General features: G+C 36.4%; 17 protein-coding genes. 6 read left to right on the top strand and 11 right to left on the bottom strand.

All coding sequences use genetic code 11. The features are described 5' to 3' along the window. Positions 1–19: 19 nt before the first annotated feature. From AB1410_06900 to AB1410_06940, 9 genes are all read right to left on the bottom strand, one after another. The gene (locus tag AB1410_06900) at positions 20–712 is read right to left on the bottom strand and encodes an isoprenylcysteine carboxylmethyltransferase family protein (GenBank protein MEW6456420.1); all 693 of its coding nucleotides are present in this window, start codon (positions 710–712) and stop codon (positions 20–22) included. A 98-nt stretch (positions 713–810) separates the two neighbouring features. Then, on the bottom strand, positions 811–1,320 hold the full coding sequence (locus AB1410_06905) for a TlpA disulfide reductase family protein (GenBank protein MEW6456421.1): 510 nt from the start codon (positions 1,318–1,320) through the stop codon (positions 811–813). A 15-nt stretch (positions 1,321–1,335) separates the two neighbouring features. Then, positions 1,336–2,070: a cytochrome c biogenesis protein CcdA gene (locus AB1410_06910; GenBank protein ID MEW6456422.1), complete on the bottom strand. Its 735-nt coding sequence runs from the start codon at positions 2,068–2,070 to the stop codon at positions 1,336–1,338. A gap of 487 nt (positions 2,071–2,557) precedes the next feature. Further along, positions 2,558–3,022 carry a hypothetical protein gene (locus tag AB1410_06915; GenBank protein MEW6456423.1) on the bottom strand — a complete coding sequence of 155 codons (465 nt, stop codon included), beginning with the start codon at positions 3,020–3,022 and terminating at the stop codon, positions 2,558–2,560. 56 nt (positions 3,023–3,078) lie between these two features. After that, the gene (locus AB1410_06920; protein ID MEW6456424.1) at positions 3,079–3,732 is read right to left on the bottom strand and encodes a c-type cytochrome; all 654 of its coding nucleotides are present in this window, start codon (positions 3,730–3,732) and stop codon (positions 3,079–3,081) included. A 130-nt stretch (positions 3,733–3,862) separates the two neighbouring features. After that, entirely contained in the window at positions 3,863–4,723 is an 861-nt protein-coding gene (locus AB1410_06925; protein MEW6456425.1) for a DUF5667 domain-containing protein, read from the bottom strand. Next, on the bottom strand, positions 4,720–5,259 hold the full coding sequence (locus tag AB1410_06930; protein ID MEW6456426.1) for a sigma-70 family RNA polymerase sigma factor: 540 nt from the start codon (positions 5,257–5,259) through the stop codon (positions 4,720–4,722). The genes AB1410_06925 and AB1410_06930 overlap by 4 nt, the downstream gene beginning before the upstream one ends. A gap of 146 nt (positions 5,260–5,405) precedes the next feature. Continuing rightward, positions 5,406–6,587 (bottom strand): acetyl-CoA C-acetyltransferase, encoded by a 1,182-nt coding sequence (locus AB1410_06935; protein MEW6456427.1) that lies wholly within the window; start codon positions 6,585–6,587, stop codon positions 5,406–5,408. Positions 6,588–6,623: 36 nt separating this feature from the next. Continuing rightward, positions 6,624–7,583 carry a transposase gene (locus AB1410_06940; protein ID MEW6456428.1) on the bottom strand — a complete coding sequence of 320 codons (960 nt, stop codon included), beginning with the start codon at positions 7,581–7,583 and terminating at the stop codon, positions 6,624–6,626. 182 nt (positions 7,584–7,765) lie between these two features. Here AB1410_06940 and rpsU point away from each other — a divergent pair, with 182 nt between their 5' ends. From rpsU to AB1410_06960, 4 genes are read left to right on the top strand one after another with little or no spacing between them, the layout of a single operon-like run. Then, complete coding sequence (gene rpsU, locus AB1410_06945; protein ID MEW6456429.1) at positions 7,766–7,969, top strand: 30S ribosomal protein S21; 204 nt, start codon at positions 7,766–7,768, stop codon at positions 7,967–7,969. 59 nt (positions 7,970–8,028) lie between these two features. Further along, complete coding sequence (lipA, locus tag AB1410_06950; protein MEW6456430.1) at positions 8,029–8,886, top strand: lipoyl synthase; 858 nt, start codon at positions 8,029–8,031, stop codon at positions 8,884–8,886. Next, entirely contained in the window at positions 8,883–9,623 is a 741-nt protein-coding gene (locus AB1410_06955) for a metallophosphoesterase family protein (protein ID MEW6456431.1), read from the top strand. The genes lipA and AB1410_06955 overlap by 4 nt, the downstream gene beginning before the upstream one ends. Further along, on the top strand, positions 9,623–10,558 hold the full coding sequence (locus AB1410_06960) for a radical SAM protein (GenBank protein ID MEW6456432.1): 936 nt from the start codon (positions 9,623–9,625) through the stop codon (positions 10,556–10,558). The genes AB1410_06955 and AB1410_06960 overlap by 1 nt, the downstream gene beginning before the upstream one ends. 152 nt (positions 10,559–10,710) lie before the next feature. On the opposite strand, the gene AB1410_06965 is transcribed toward AB1410_06960, so the two are convergent. Continuing rightward, on the bottom strand, positions 10,711–10,941 hold the full coding sequence (locus tag AB1410_06965) for a hypothetical protein (protein ID MEW6456433.1): 231 nt from the start codon (positions 10,939–10,941) through the stop codon (positions 10,711–10,713). Between the two features lie 169 nt (positions 10,942–11,110). Further along, positions 11,111–13,039 (bottom strand): carbon starvation CstA family protein, encoded by a 1,929-nt coding sequence (locus AB1410_06970; GenBank protein MEW6456434.1) that lies wholly within the window; start codon positions 13,037–13,039, stop codon positions 11,111–11,113. 157 nt (positions 13,040–13,196) lie between these two features. Here AB1410_06970 and AB1410_06975 point away from each other — a divergent pair, with 157 nt between their 5' ends. Together AB1410_06975 and AB1410_06980 are read left to right on the top strand one after the other, a co-directional pair. Continuing rightward, positions 13,197–14,876, top strand: a complete 1,680-nt coding sequence (locus AB1410_06975; GenBank protein MEW6456435.1) for a M20/M25/M40 family metallo-hydrolase — start codon at positions 13,197–13,199, stop codon at positions 14,874–14,876. Continuing rightward, a complete protein-coding gene (locus tag AB1410_06980; protein ID MEW6456436.1) occupies positions 14,869–15,489 on the top strand; it encodes a hypothetical protein in 621 nt (206 codons plus the stop codon). Before AB1410_06975 ends, AB1410_06980 begins: the two co-directional genes overlap by 8 nt. Positions 15,490–15,569 lie beyond the last annotated feature (80 nt).

The following is a 15,569-nucleotide window of genomic DNA, read 5'->3' on the forward strand; positions in this document are numbered from 1 at the left end:
CTTTCATTTTTTTGACTTCTTATATTATTAACGGAATAAATCGTTTTGTTCGCTTCGCATATTCAAGATACAAAGTTCCAAATTCCTCAACAGCTTGTCGCTCCTCTTGTTTTGCAAGCCACACATAGGCACCAATCAAGATGGGCCATAAAATTAATGTTACTACTGAAGGCCAGTGCACAATCCATCCAAAGATGAAGAGAAAAATACCCATATACTGCGGGTGCCTTATATATCTGTAAATTCCTGTTGTGACTAACCCTTTTGCCCGATGTATCTGTGCCCAACCAATGGCAATCAAAGCAAGCCCTATGAAACTGATCGCTGTTCCTACCACAGCAGGTTTCAAACCAAATATTTTAAAATCTTCTTCAAATGCCTCTCCAATTCCAGGGATATTTACAAGCGGTGAAAGGAGAAAAATAATGAGGGGCCAACCAAACATTTCGGTCATAAGAGCAATCACAAAGGCGGCAAATGTCCCGCGTGATTTCCAGATATGTTTTGTTGGACGGCGAAATGGGAGCAGCGCCAAAAATCCTAAGACGATGAGAATGTTGAGAACAATGAGGCCCGTTTTTCCGAGGGTTTCTCGAATCCAGCGCACTGTTACAGGCGGTCCTTCTTGACGAGGTAATAGTTCAATAGCGTAAATTGCCACAAAGAGAACAATCGCCAACCACCCTAAGACTGAGACTATTTTTACTTTCATTTTTGTTTACTCCCTTTATATTTTAAAATGTATCCATCATTTATTGAAAACTCAATAAATCATTGACTCAATAAAATCAGTGATTCGGTTAATTCCGGTTACGATAACTTCCGAATCTCTGCTTCAAACACTTCTTTTCCTGGGTATCCGACGTATTTCTTGATGATACTACCATTTTTGTCAATTATAAACGTCGTTGGTATGCCTATGATGCCTCCATAGCTGTTAGCTGTTTCTCCATCATCGAGCACAATGTGGTAGTTAATTTTGTACTCTTTTATAAAGGGTTTAACGTCGTCCCATCCACCTTTATCCAACGAGACACCAATTATTTCAAGTCCACGATCCTTATAAGTGTTGTACAACTGGATGAAAGCAGGAATTTCAACTCTGCAAGGAGAGCACCATGTAGCCCAAAAGTTTAATATTACGACCTTGCCGCGGAAATCTTCCAAGCTTATCCGACGACCGTTTGCATCTGGAAGTGTAAAGTTTGGCGCTTTTGCTAAGTCACTTATTGATTGTTGCGTTTTAGTAGTATTGTACAATGCAACAACTACTAAAACAATTACTGTGATCAAGAGGGTCACTAAGCTAGCTTTTTTCATCCTTACTCTCCATATTTACTTTGCAAATTTACTTAAGAACCAGAGGTAACTGGATAACCTCGACAGGTTGTTTGTCATAATCAGTAAGCCTATAGTGATAAGAAGCGCTCCGCTAGCTATTTCAACCAGATTAAGACATTTCTTGAACCGCTGGTAGAACTTTAAAAACCCGTTAATGCCTAAGGCAGTTAATAGAAAAGGTATACACATTCCTGTCGAATATATACTGAGCAACGCTATCCCTTCATAAATTGTTTCTTTCGTGGCTGAATAAGCTAATATGCCACTTAGTATAGGTCCAATGCAAGGCGTCCAGCCAAATGCAAATGCTAATCCCATAATAAATGAGCTTATTAATTTGCCTGAGGCAGATCGCTTGCCAAGGCTATGAAACCTCTTCTCACGGTATAGCATTTCTATTTTGAAGAGCCCCATTAGGTGCAAACCAAAAACCACGATGATAGCTCCAGCTATTGGCCTCAGCAGCGAGATATCTGACAATAGAAGTTGCCCAAGCCATGTGGTTAGAGCTCCAAGGATTATAAATATAAGTGAGAACCCTATTACAAATGCCGCTGCATTGAAAATGATTTGCTTGAGCAGCCCTGCTCCTTTGTTTTCGCTCTTAAGACGTTCTATCGATACCCCTGATAGTAAAGACAAGTAACCTGGAACCAAGGGCAAAACGCATGGTGATAGAAACGATATTACACCAGCTAGAAATGCTGCTGGAATTGATACATCGGCCATTCTAATTAACCTCATAGATTTGATATTTTGTCACGATTGAAACTACTTCAAGCAAGAGCTGCGGGGCACTAACTATTACGATAATAACGGAGCCTTGAGCTTGAGTTCCAGCAATTGTCAATGAAGAGCTCTTGCTCAGAAAAATAAGTACCCTTCCTATCTTCACTGAAGGCTTGCCTGAGAATAATTTCTTCGGATCGCTTCTCAACATTAATGCCCTATGATTGCCCTGAGCATCTTTATAAAATTTAGAGTGTCTATTTTTTTATATTGTACTACATTTTTAAGTTTTTTTCTTCATCCTGTCAGAGGAAATAAGACCGTAGCATACAGGCTGGGTTAAGTGAAGTTGATAATTCTTTTCCCATTCCATTATCCACTCTTTCATAACGCCCAGCGGTTTGTGACCTCCACTTAAGGGGGATGTGACATAAGCCCTTGCATAAACCGCCTCTTATGTGATGTGTTCTGCAAGCCTCAAATGTTCTTACTTTTGTTTCCGTATCCAAATTCCTTTCTCTTCTTCCCACCTATAACGAGCTTTGCCATCTTCCTTGTGGATGGTGATTTCTCTTACCTCCAAGCCTCGTTCTGTATCTTCCATGAAGATATCAAGGTCGTATGAATGGTTATCAGGCGTCTTAAAATCCGCACAGGCAAAATAAAGACCTTTCTTCACCATTGAGAGGCGGTCATCATGAACTTTCACTAAGGTGAGCATGAGAGGTTTCTTGGAAAGATTGTCATAAAATAAGAAAAATCCACCCTTGAGTTCAGTGTCTTTTTGAACATAATCTTTAATCGCCGTGGTAAGGGACTCCTTGGTCAATCCAAGTCTTTTAGCACCTGGATGTTCCTGTGTCCCCATCGCAACTGGAATGGCGAATACAATAACCATTATCAGTAAACCACTCTTCCAGTTGTTTTTAAGGAAACTATTTAAGTCAATCATTTCTATCACCTCCTTTCTCAATTGGAAATTCTTTATCTATGGTTAGGTAACATCCCCTATTTCCCCTTTCTCATTCTCATCATCATGGGGCACATCTCTCCCATCGTCGGACGAGCAGGTTCCCCTTTCCCCTCCAATGACTCCACGAAAGCATAAAGTGCCTCTCTCTCAGAGGAAGTGAAGTGGTCGAAGGATGGCATGTAACAAATACCAGTCTCCAGAATCCTGAAGAATTCTTCCTTTGCAAACCGCTTCGTTGCCCCTGCTAAAGGCGCAGGCTCCATCATCCAAACATTAGGGGGCTTAGGGTCATTAGTACTCGCTCGATGACATGACGCACAGTTACTCTTGAATATCCTCTCTCCCAGTCCCGTGGTTGATATCGCAACGGACTGAGGCTTCTCATCAAGCAGAAAGGCGATGATGGCCGTCTTCTCTTGCGGAGTAAGATGGAAGAAGGCAGGCATCTTACCCTTACCTTTATCAATTATCTCTTGAATCTCTCTTTTTGAGAGTTTTTCTTCGATGTTCAACAATGATGGATAATATGGTGGATTTCCTGTGCGATCTGCTCCATGGCAACCGGCACAGTTCAACCGGTAGATATCTTTTCCTGTGATAATGGCATCTTGATTCGAGCTTGTTATGGCCGTCAGCACGATGATCGACAAGATAAATGACGGAGCGATGAGCGTTACTAATCTTTGCATTTTCGTCATCTCCTCCTCTGGCAGAATGTCAGAGATTCCCTTGGTTCGACAAATTTTGTCATATTTTACCTCTTTTTTGTTTCATATTGAAAAGACACGGAGACAAATGAAAATGTTACGCTTGGAACGATTATAGCGCATTTTCATTCATCCAATCACACCCCGGGCCCCATCGCCACTTCTTAGAGCGATGCTTTTCCTGACGCTGTATAGAGGGAGAATGCTTTGGCATTTGTTCCATCTCCTCATCCATCATTCTCCTTATCCAGCGACTACGCATATCGCACATCCTTCTCGCTTCATCTACAATTTCCCGGCTCACTGGATCAACCTGGGGGCGAATTTTCTCTAACACCTCCTTTTGATAAGCATTGAAATGGTCTAATTTAGCGAAAAAAATAGGTGCTTTTTCACTCGGTATCTTGCTCTCCTCCAAAGCCATCTTTGCCTCATCAAGCATTGCTTTTAAAAGTTCTATGTCAAGTGTACCAGAACGCTGGAGAAGATGGGTCATTTCCCTCAGACGTTCATCTGAAAAAGTAAGCCGAAGTTCTGCTTTCTTTTCAGAATCAAATGTAAGGAAAAATTTCACTTTTTCAGTTGCTATCTTTATGGGATACAAAATCTCTCCAGGCGTAGTGTTGGCAGAAATAGCAATTGCTCCCCAACTAATCAAAATTAAGACAAAGAATCCAATCACAGCTCTTAAGAGTAAAGGATGAGGAAAGAGAAGCCAGTTAATTTTTTTTGTCCTTTCTTTTTGCTTTACTAATTTTTCACCCGCGATTTCGCCAACTTTCACCAGGGTATAATATAATGCCTCTGGATTAGATTCTGGTTTTGGAGTTTTTTCTATAATCTGTACCATTTCAAGAAGGGGTTTTAACTCAGAAGAGAATTGAAGATATCTCTTAAGACAATCCTCAATTCTTTTGCCTTGCTGCAATTCTTCTATACATTTTTCCAATATAATCTCCAAATCCTCTTTCATTTTATATTACCTTCTTTGAATATATTCCTTAGATTCTTCAAGGCTCTAAATTGCAATGCCCTTATTGCTTCCTTTGATTTATTCATTATTTGTGAGATCTCGTCATTGCTAAATCCGTTTATGAATTTGAGAGTAATCATCTCTTGTTGTTCATTGCTCAATTTATTTATTGCTTTTTTTAATTCCTTTTGAGTTAAATTATCTTCCAATCGAGCTTTGGGTTCTTCTCTTTGCTCTACCAGATCCTCTGTTAAGGGAATCTTCTTTTGAATTCCTCGACGCCGATAATAATCAATAACTAAATTTGAGGTAATTTTGAAAATCCATGCCTGGAAAGATCCCTTCTGCTTTTCAATAGTTTTAATCATTTTTACAAAAACTTCGCTAACAATATCCTCGGCATCTTCTTTGGTGTTAACCCTATAATATACAAACCTGTGGACTTTAGGATAAAAATGTTCACAAAGTTTTGCCAGAGCCTCTGCATCATAATTTTTTGCTTGCTCTACAAGGGCAAGAAGCTCATTATTGTCCAACTTTAAACCTGCTCTGATCTTCTTGCCCTTTCCATATTATAAGACGTATAAGGGTTAAAATCGTTACACATATTTTTTCACTCCAAGGACCGATCGTTTCATTAATTGCAGAAAAATAGGGCCAACATGAGGAATGCCCTATCTTCCTACATCTCCACTGAAAGAGCTACTGAGCCCCCACCTCCGAGGCAGAGAGCTGCTAATCCTTTTTTTGCTTTCCTGTCCTTCATAGCATAGATTAATGTCGTTAATATTCTTGCTCCTGATGCTCCTATCGGATGACCCAAAGCCACTGCTCCTCCATTAACATTTACTCTGTCCCAATCCCAGCCCAATTCTTTCCCATCCGCAAGAACCTGGGCTGAAAAGGCCTCATTTATCTCGATCAAATCAAAATAATCAATGTCCTTTCCTATTTTTCTCAGAAGATTATTCACAGCTTTTACCGGTGCATAAAAAAGCATCTTTGGTTCTACAAATCCTGTTGCATAAAAGGTTATAAAAGCAATAGGTTCAATTTTTAATTCTTTTGCTCTGTCCTCACTCAGAATGACCAAAGCAGAGGCACCATCATTAACAGAGGGCGCATTACCTGCTGTAATTGTCCCATCAGGCTTGAATGCAGGCCTTAGCTTTGAAAGTTTCTCAACAGATGTATCAGCTCTTGGTCCTTCATCTGTATCAAACTTAATAGGCTCTCCTTTTTTTTGAGGAATCTCCACTGGAATTATTTCCTCCTTGAATTTTCCCTCTCTAATTGCTATTAAAGCTTTCTGGTGGGAATTAAAAGCAAATTGATCCTGTTCTTCCCTTGAAATTTTTGAATTTTCTGCAGTGAATTCTCCAAGCATTCCCATATGTTTATTTTCAAATGAATCCCACAATCCATCATAAATCATCAAATCAATAAGCTCTCCATGACCCATTCTATAGCCTGTCCTAGCTCGTTGAAGTATATAAGGACAGTTACTCATCGACTCCATACCTCCAGCGATAAAAATATCTCCATCTCCTGCTTTTATTGCCTGAACTGCAAGCATAACAGCTTTTAACCCAGAGCCACAAACCTTATTGATCGTCAGGGATGGGACTTCTCCTGGGATTCCAGCTTTTATTGCAGCCTGTCTTGCAGGAGCCTGGCCAATTCCTGCTGAGACAACATTTCCCATTATCACCTCATCTATAATTTTTGGGTCAATAGTAGCTCTTCTCACTGCTTCTTTTATTACAATAGCTCCCAGTTCAACCGCACTTAGAGGAGCTAAAGCCCCCAAGAAATTTCCTATTGCTGTTCTCACAGCACTTATGATTACTGCATTTTTACCCATATTATTCCCTCCTTATAAAAATGCAAAAAAATGGGGTCAGGTCTCATTTTTTGCATTTTTTATTAAAATATTATCGCGAATATTTTCAATCTTGCTTTTAAACTTTTCATTACTTAACATCAATTTTTCTATTTCTTTAATGTGTCGACTTATTACAGAATAATGAATTCCAAAAAATGATTTTATCTCGTTTAAATTTAATCCATTTATTTCTCTTAATAAATACATTGCAATTTTTTTCTTAATCTTTTTTTCTTTCTCTTTAAATTCATTATTTAAAATATTCATAATTCCTACTACGGGTAATGGAGAAAGTTTTTTTAATTCTTTTTTAGGTGAAATCTCCTTTTTCTTTTTTTTAGCAAAAATACTCTTCATTTTATTTACAAATGCATCATTCCCAAGAAAACTTTGAGCTTTTAAATTTCTAAACGGATTTATTACAGGAGATCTAATTCCATCCATTATGAATTTATTGAATTTTTCAATGGAGCTTTCAATATTTTCAGAAAATAGACTTAAGACTTCCTCTCTTTTTAACCATGGAATATTTTCTCTCCTTATATAAGTTTTATAACTGCTCCAGGGATAATCAGCTATATCATCAACGAGTTTTGCTCTTACAGGATTTAAATGGAGGTATCTTACTAATTCTAATAAATAAGAATCTTTCTCTACGAGGATACTTTTATATCTACCCTGTAAAAGAGGCCCTACTCTATTATATTCTTTATTAAAATAAGTTATATAGCTCGAATTCAAATCATGCATCATCTTACTTAAATTTCCTAAACGAGTTTCTAATAAAAGATGATAATGATTATCCATTAAAACATAAGCATAAAGATTTATGGAATACCTTTCGACCATTTTTTTAAGCAATTTTAGAAATATTCTATAATCTTTGTCATTCAGAAATATTTTCCTTTTTTCTATCCCTCTGGAAGTTATGTGATAAAAAGCGCCTGGGAATTCAATTCTTAATGGTCGTGCCATTTTGAATGACGATTTTACAGGATAAAAAAATAAAACACAATACAAAATTTATTTTTCTCAAAAATGCAAAAAATGAGACCTGACCCCATTTTTTTGCATTTTTTCCCATTCTTGATTTGACAATGAAGAAAAAATTTAATATATTTCATCTTTAAATTTTAAAAGAAAAGGGGGTGCTATAATTGGCATTTATTATTGTACAGGATGGAGAGTCATTGGAGAGCGCACTCAAGAGATTCAAGCGAAAAGTTCAGCAGGAATCAATAATAAAAGAAATTAAAAAACATTCAGTTTACATGAAGCCCGGGGAAAAAAGACGAATGAAAGAAGCAATGGCAAAGAAAAGAATACGGAAAAAACTGAGAAGAGAACCGATAGAATTTTAGCATCTTCTCTACAAAAAATAATTTAGTTTTAATTAAAAAAAGAAATAATGTTGGAATTAATGCAAAAGCCTTCTTGGCTTAAAACAAAAATTCCCTCCGGAGAAAAATACTTTTCGTTAAAAAAAATCTTAAAAGAAAATAAAATTTTTACTGTATGTGAAGAAGCAAAATGCCCAAATATTGGAGAATGCTGGAACAGAAATACTTTAACGTTTTTAATATTAGGAGATATATGCACGAGACATTGTAAATTCTGCAACGTAAAAAAAGATATTCCTTCTGAAGTTGATAAAGATGAACCAAAAAGACTTGCACGAATAGTTAAGAAACTTAATGTAAAACATGTGATTATTACTTCTGTTACGAGAGATGACCTCGAGGATGGTGGTGCAACGATTTTCTGTGAGACCTTGAGAGAATTAAGAAAAATAAATTCAAAAATAGTAGTGGAATTTTTAATTCCAGATTTTAACGGAAATCTAAATTCGTTGAATAATGTATTTAATGAAAACCCTGATATCTTAGGCCATAACCTTGAGGTTCCGGAAAATATATACCCAAAAATAGGAAGAGAGAGATGTCTTTACAATCGTTCTTTAAATATATTAAAAAAGGCAAAAGAAAATGAACTTACCACTAAATCAGGAATAATGGTAGGAATAGGTGAAACAATCAATGATATTATTAAAACTTTTAGAGATTTAAACTCTATAAACTGTGATTTTCTTGTAATAGGTCAGTACCTTTCTCCTTCAATTGGCCATATAAAAGTTGAAAAATACTATTCTCCTGAAGAGTTTGAAACCTTGAAAGAAATTGCAATGAGATATGGATTCAAGAATGTAATATCTCATCCTCTTGCAAGAAGCTCATATCGTGCTGATGAATTATTTAGAGATGTCCGATATCGCCAATGAAATATTTAGTATTCTCTGACATTCATGGAAATTTAGAAGCCCTTGTCTCTTTTCTCAAATTTATAAAAAAGAAGAGGATTGATTCCTTCTTATTTCTTGGCGACCTTGTAGGATATGGAGCAAACCCCAATGAAGTAATTGAAAGTTTAAAAAAATTCAGTTCTATAACAATGATCAGGGGAAATCATGATAAAGTTTCCTGTGAACTGAACGATATTGAAAGTTTCAATCCCATCGCTGCAGAAGCAATAAAATGGACAAAAGCCCATTTATCACTAGAGAACATTTCATATCTGAAGAGATTGAGAAAGGGTCCATTGGAAGTCGATGAAGAAATTTATATCTGCCACGGTTCTCCATCTAATGAAGACTACTACGTATTTGACGATTACGAAGCAAGGGAAGCATTTTCAGTTTTTAATTCAAAAATATGTTTTCTCGGTCATACTCACTTTCCGGTTATTTTTAAAAAAAAAGATAATCTCATTGAAACCCACTATATATTAGAAAATCATAAAATTATAAAACTCAATAGAAATTCCAGATATCTGATAAATCCTGGCTCAATCGGCCAACCAAGGGATAGAAATCCTAAGCTGTCCTTTATTATCTTTGATACGTTAAAATGGGAAGTGACCTTCTTCAGGCTTGATTATGACATCCAAACCGCGCAGAAAAAAATCATTGAAAACAATCTTCCCCCTATTCTGGCAAGAAGATTAGAGTACGGAATTTAATGGCTCTTGAACCATCCTACATAAAAATTTTTAAAACCGGTGATTTAAAAAAAAGGATTATAAAAGCATTCGAACTTTTAGAAAATTGTTCCATGTGTCCCAGGGAATGTGAAGCAGAAAGAACAAAAAATAAAAAGGGGACCTGTGAAATTGGGCATCTCCCCAGAATTGCAAGTTATCATGCTCATTTTGGAGAAGAAGATCCTCTTGTGGGAAATTATGGTTCTGGAACGATATTTCTTTCCTCATGTAATTTACTCTGTATTTATTGCCAGAATTACACAATTTCTCATCTGAATGAGGGGAGCGAGGTCAGTTTTGAGAATTTTGCAAAAATGATGCTCTATCTTCAGGAAAAAGGATGTCACAACATAAATTTCGTTACGCCTACCCATCAGGTGCCCCAGATATTAAAATCTCTTGAGATTGCGATTGAGAAAGGTCTTTCAGTTCCCCTTGTTTACAATTCAAGCGGGTATGATAAAGCTGAAACTTTGAAACTTTTAGATGGAATATTTGACATATACATGCCTGATTTAAAATACATGGATTCTGAAGCAGCACAGAAATATTCAAAAGCAAAAGATTATCCTGAGGTTGTAAAAAAAGCGATAAAAGAGATGCATAATCAGGTGGGAGACCTTGTGCTCGATGAAAGAGGAATTGCAATTCGCGGACTTCTCATCAGGCATTTAGTTCTCCCGAATAGATTATCAGGGACAAAAAAAGCGATGGAATTCATCGCAAACGAAATTTCAAAGAATACATATGTTAACATAATGGACCAGTACCATCCATGTTATAAAGCTTTTGATTTTCCAGAACTTTCAAGAAGAATTTCCCATGAAGAATACAAAGAAGCAGTAAACATTGCAAAGGAAGCTGGCTTAACCCGCCTCGACAGAAGGGAAAGAGTAAGGATTGTATTTCTTTAATTTTATTTAAATTAAGAGGTCAACCATCCCCTTCACTCAGAGGTTTTAGAGTAATCAGCAAGGGTGACTCCGAAAACCCGCTGTATTTTCCCCATCAAAGTGTCGCCTCACCTGAATACTCTTTGCTGTATCATTGTGAGACGACACTTTCCCTATGGGGCAAGCCCCCTTAGACGCTTCGCTGAGCACCCCCAGACATGGGGAAAATATCTTCCCCATACCCCTTCAGTGTGCTTTATGAGAGATATTTCTTCTTTGAAGATACATATGGAAAAGCACACTTCAAAATTACAGCTCTTAACTCTGTCTTCGCTCTTCTCTTCCGATATCCATCGGGAGAGAAACCATGCCCGCTCCGCATTCGTGACGGTTTTCTCCGCCACCCTTCCTGCTCACTCTTTTATGTTCAGTGTTTAGAATTTGCTGTTTCTTAGGTATTTAGATGCTCGTCGATATATCGCTCAGAAGATGGTTGACTTCTTTAAGGCATTCAGATGTGACCCTAATTTTCTGATCACCCTTGCTGCTCAAGTTATTAACCGCCAAAAAACCTTATTTACTTCCTTCTTCAACCATTAATTGAGTTGCTCGAAATCTATTGTTTATTATAATGAATTTTTTCCATTTGAACAGAGAGTCGATAACAATTATTGTTGCAAGAACCGCCATCGTTCCTATTAGAACTGCATTCAAATAGAAATTAAAACTCATCCCAGGTTCTTGAGCAGCTCTGTTTAAAAAATTGAAAAACAATTTATATGAAGCAGTAAAGGTCATGACCAACATGAAAGACATTGGAAGAATTGTTATCCATATATATTTTTCTTTTTTCATCTTTATAATTATGGTCGTTCCAACGCATAGAGCTAACATGCCGAGCAGTTGATTGGCAACTCCGAACATGGGCCATATCGTTGAAATCGAACCTGTAGCGATAAAATAACCCCATGCAAAAACAACGATAAAACTCATAAGAACATTTCCAGGAAGCCATCGATAATCGCCAAGGGGCTTGTATAAAAACCCTCCAACTTCCTGAAGGATATACCTTGCTACCCTTGTTCCTGCATCAATCGTTGTAAGAATGAATAATGCTTCAAACATAATCGCAAACTGGTAAAGGTATGCCATCAAATTTTTAAGTCCTGGAATTGAACCAAAAATGTATGCCATTCCCACTGCCAGAGAGACAGCGCCACCAGGCCTTCCAGCCAAATTTATACCTATCATCTGAGAAAGTTCATCTAATTTACTCACAGGAAAACCCATTGAAACAATCTGGCTAATCGAGAGTTTTGTGTTTATTGCAAAATAATCACCGGGAATTAAAACAGAGGCTGCAACAAGAGCCATAATTCCCACAAACCCTTCTGTTAGCATAGCTCCGTAGCCTATCATTCTCGCCTGGGACTCCTTTTCGATCATCTTTGGAGTAGTACCAGAAGAAATAAGTGAGTGAAATCCAGATATTGCTCCACAGGCTATCGTAATAAAAACAAACGGAAACATGGTTCCTGGAATTATCGGCCCTCCTCCTTTTATAAATTTTGTGATATCCGGCATGTGAAGTTCAGGAGCGACGATAAAAACTCCCAGGGCAAGAACAAAAATAACACCGATCTTCATAAATGATGATAGATAATCTCTTGGCGCTAAGAGCATCCACACTGGAAGAACCGATGCAACAAACCCATAGCCTGCAAGAAGAAATACAAGGGTATGGGCGTCAAAATCTAAAAATTTTGCTAAAGGACTTGTCGGGATGTACTTTCCCAAAACAACCGTCAGGAACAACAAAGAAATACCAATGACTGAAACTTCAAATACTCTGCCTGGCCTGAAGCTTTTTAAATAAAATCCCATAAGAAATGCAATCGGAATTGTCATTCCTATTATAAAAGTTCCCCATGGATTGTGATAAAGGGAATTTATAACTGCAAGACCAAGACCTGCAAGGGCTACTATTAAAATAAATATTATTGCTATTGCTGTTGCTATTCCTGTTACTTTTCCAATCTCTTCCTTTGCAATCTGGGCAAGGGATTTTCCATCCCTTCTCATCGAGGCTACCAGGATTATAAAATCATGGACTCCTCCGGCAATGACTGCGCCAATCAAAAGCCATATAAATCCTGGCAAATAACCGAATTGAGTGGCAAGCACAGGCCCAATAAGAGGACCGGCTCCAGCGATTGCAGCGAAATGATGGCCGAAAAGAACCCATTTATTTGTAGGATAGAAATTCTTTCCATCATTTAGTGTTATTGAAGGTGTTAATTTTGAATCATCAAGAGCTGCTACTCTTGCGGCAAGGAATGCTCCATAGAATCTATAAGCAAGGGCATAGAAACATGCTGCTGCAGTTAACAACCATATGGCATTTACCCTCTCAGATGGATTAAGAATTCCAGCAACAATCCCGAAAGCTACGGCAAAAAGAATTGAGATTATAATCCATATTAAAACTGAAATCTTTTTCATATTTCAGATTTAATAAAAATCCCCTCTCGATGTCAAATTAAATCAATATCTTGTGTATTTATATTAATTAAAATTAATGAAAGAAAACAAAATTATTTGACAAGTGATGATTCTCTTTTTCTTCTATTTCTAATATTATTTAATCATGAAGAAAACATTGAAAGTTTTCTTTCTCATCATTGCCCTCGGCCTTTCGATTACCTTTATCTTCCCTCAGAGGATGGAAAAAGATTTAGTTAAAATTTTTAGAAAAGATAGTTTGGAATATCTAAATTTTGATAAAGTCGAAATTCTTCAGGAACTCAAGAGAACTTACATAATCCGATCAGACCCAGAATACATCGAAGAAATAAAAAGCCTTAGAATTCCATTAGAAGTCATCGATAAAGATGTTGAGGGTAAAGAATATTTTCTTGTTAGAATTGAAGACATAAACGATTTACTGATTTTAAGAGCATATGGAAATGCTAAATTCATAGAGGAAAAGACAGCTCTTTTCTGGACTGATTCAGGTGAAGCGAGAGAGATTCTCCCAGAAAAATTTTTATTAAAGAAATTAAACGACACTCCAATCTATCTGAGAAAAGAAACATATAAGCCTTATTCAAGAGCTTATTATTTTCCAAAATTCAATTACACAATTCAGGAAATTAAAGAAAAATTCTCCATCGATAATGTTAAAAACATAATCAAGGATCTGGAAAATTTCAAGACGAGGTATGCCTCAACTTTAAATTGTGAGTTAGCAGGCGACTACATTTATAATTATTTCCATCAACTTGGTTTAAACGTTGAATTTGACCCCTTTATATTCAAAAATTATCAGACTCGAAATGTAATTGGAATTCTGGAAGGAAAAACAAACCCGGAAGCTATATATATCATCTGTGCTCATTATGATTCTTACAGTAAAAATGCGAAAATCAGTGCGCCAGGAGCAGATGACAATGCAAGCGGAACTGCGACGATGATGGAAATAGCAAGGATTCTCAGTGAATATTTTTTTGACTTCTCGATTAAATTTATAGCGTTTTCAGCAGAAGAATGGGGATTGTACGGAAGTAAGCACTATGCAGAAAAAGCAAGAACAAGGGGAGAAAGAATAGAAGGTGTGATAAACCTTGACATGATTGGATATGCGGATTTAATTCCTGAAGATTTGAATATCATCCTCAACAGATTCTCCAGCTGGTTGGCAGACAGGTTCATGCTTGCTTCCCAGTCTTATTTTCCATACTCCATTACAAAAAATCTCGATCCATCGTTTGTTTACAGTGACCATTCTCCATTCTGGGATAAAGGTTATGATGCAATATTGGGAATCGAAGATTACAAAATTAATAACCCCTATTATCATACTGAATACGATAGACTCGAGACTCTAAATAGTGAATTCCTATCATCTTCAGGAACATTAGCTTTAATTTCTATCGCTGACCTTTCTCAGCCAATAAGGTATGACCTCCCAAAAACTCCAAAAGGCTTAAAAGTATTAAAGCAAATAATTTCGTCTCTTTATCAGACAAGAAAATCAAATTACCTTTCCTGGGAAGAAAATCCAGATAAAATCATCGGATATAACATATATCGAACAGAAGTGAAGCACATAAATTACAAAAAATTGAATTCATCTCCAATAAAGGAGAATTTCTACATCGATAAGAATCTCGATATTAATACTATTTATTATTATACAATCACTGCAGTGGATACACAACTCAGGGAAAGCAACTTCTCTATGGAGGTATCAGATTCAGAACAAGAATTTTATGCAATTTATTATTCCTCATTCAATTTCACAAGGAATAAATTTTTGTTTAAAAAATTCAATGAATAACACAAAAAAAATTTTTCCAATCCTTTTGGTTATACTATTTATGCTCACCCTTTCAAAGCAAAATTTTTCTGAAGAATTTAAAATCTTTAAAAAAACTTCATTTTCTGTCATGACTGGCTATTTCATTCCTTCTGAGTCATCCTATAAAAAAATTTATGGAAATAGAAACTTCCCCATTTCTGTATCATTTTCTTTAGAGATCTCAAAAATAACTGGACTTTCTCTTGGATATAGATTCATAAAAAGTAGTGGTGAAACAATAATTCTTGGACCTAAATTATTTGAGGAACATTACAGCCTTACTCTTACGAATCATACTTTTTTTGTAAATCTATTTATTTTTTATACTGGAAGCAGGTTTAAGCCAAAATTTGAAATAGGATTGAATTTGAGTGACTATTCAGAAAAATGGAAGGAGATTAACATATCAACTGAAAATCAAAAGTTTGGATATAACACTGCATTTAGCGTTGAATCTTCCCTTTCAAGAAAAATTTCATGTATTGTAAAGCTACAGTATCTTTCAATTTCAACGCCATCCCAGAGTAAAATCAAAGAAAAAATTAACCTCGGCGGAATAGAAACCCTCCTTGGGATTTGTTATTATTTCTAATTAATGAAAGACATTTAAGTGACACGACACTAATCCGAAAGCACTAATATTTGTTACATCTTACTCGTTTTCCCCCTCAC

Source organism: Acidobacteriota bacterium, from assembly GCA_040756905.1.
GTDB lineage: Bacteria > Acidobacteriota > Aminicenantia > JBFLYD01 > JBFLYD01 > JBFLYD01.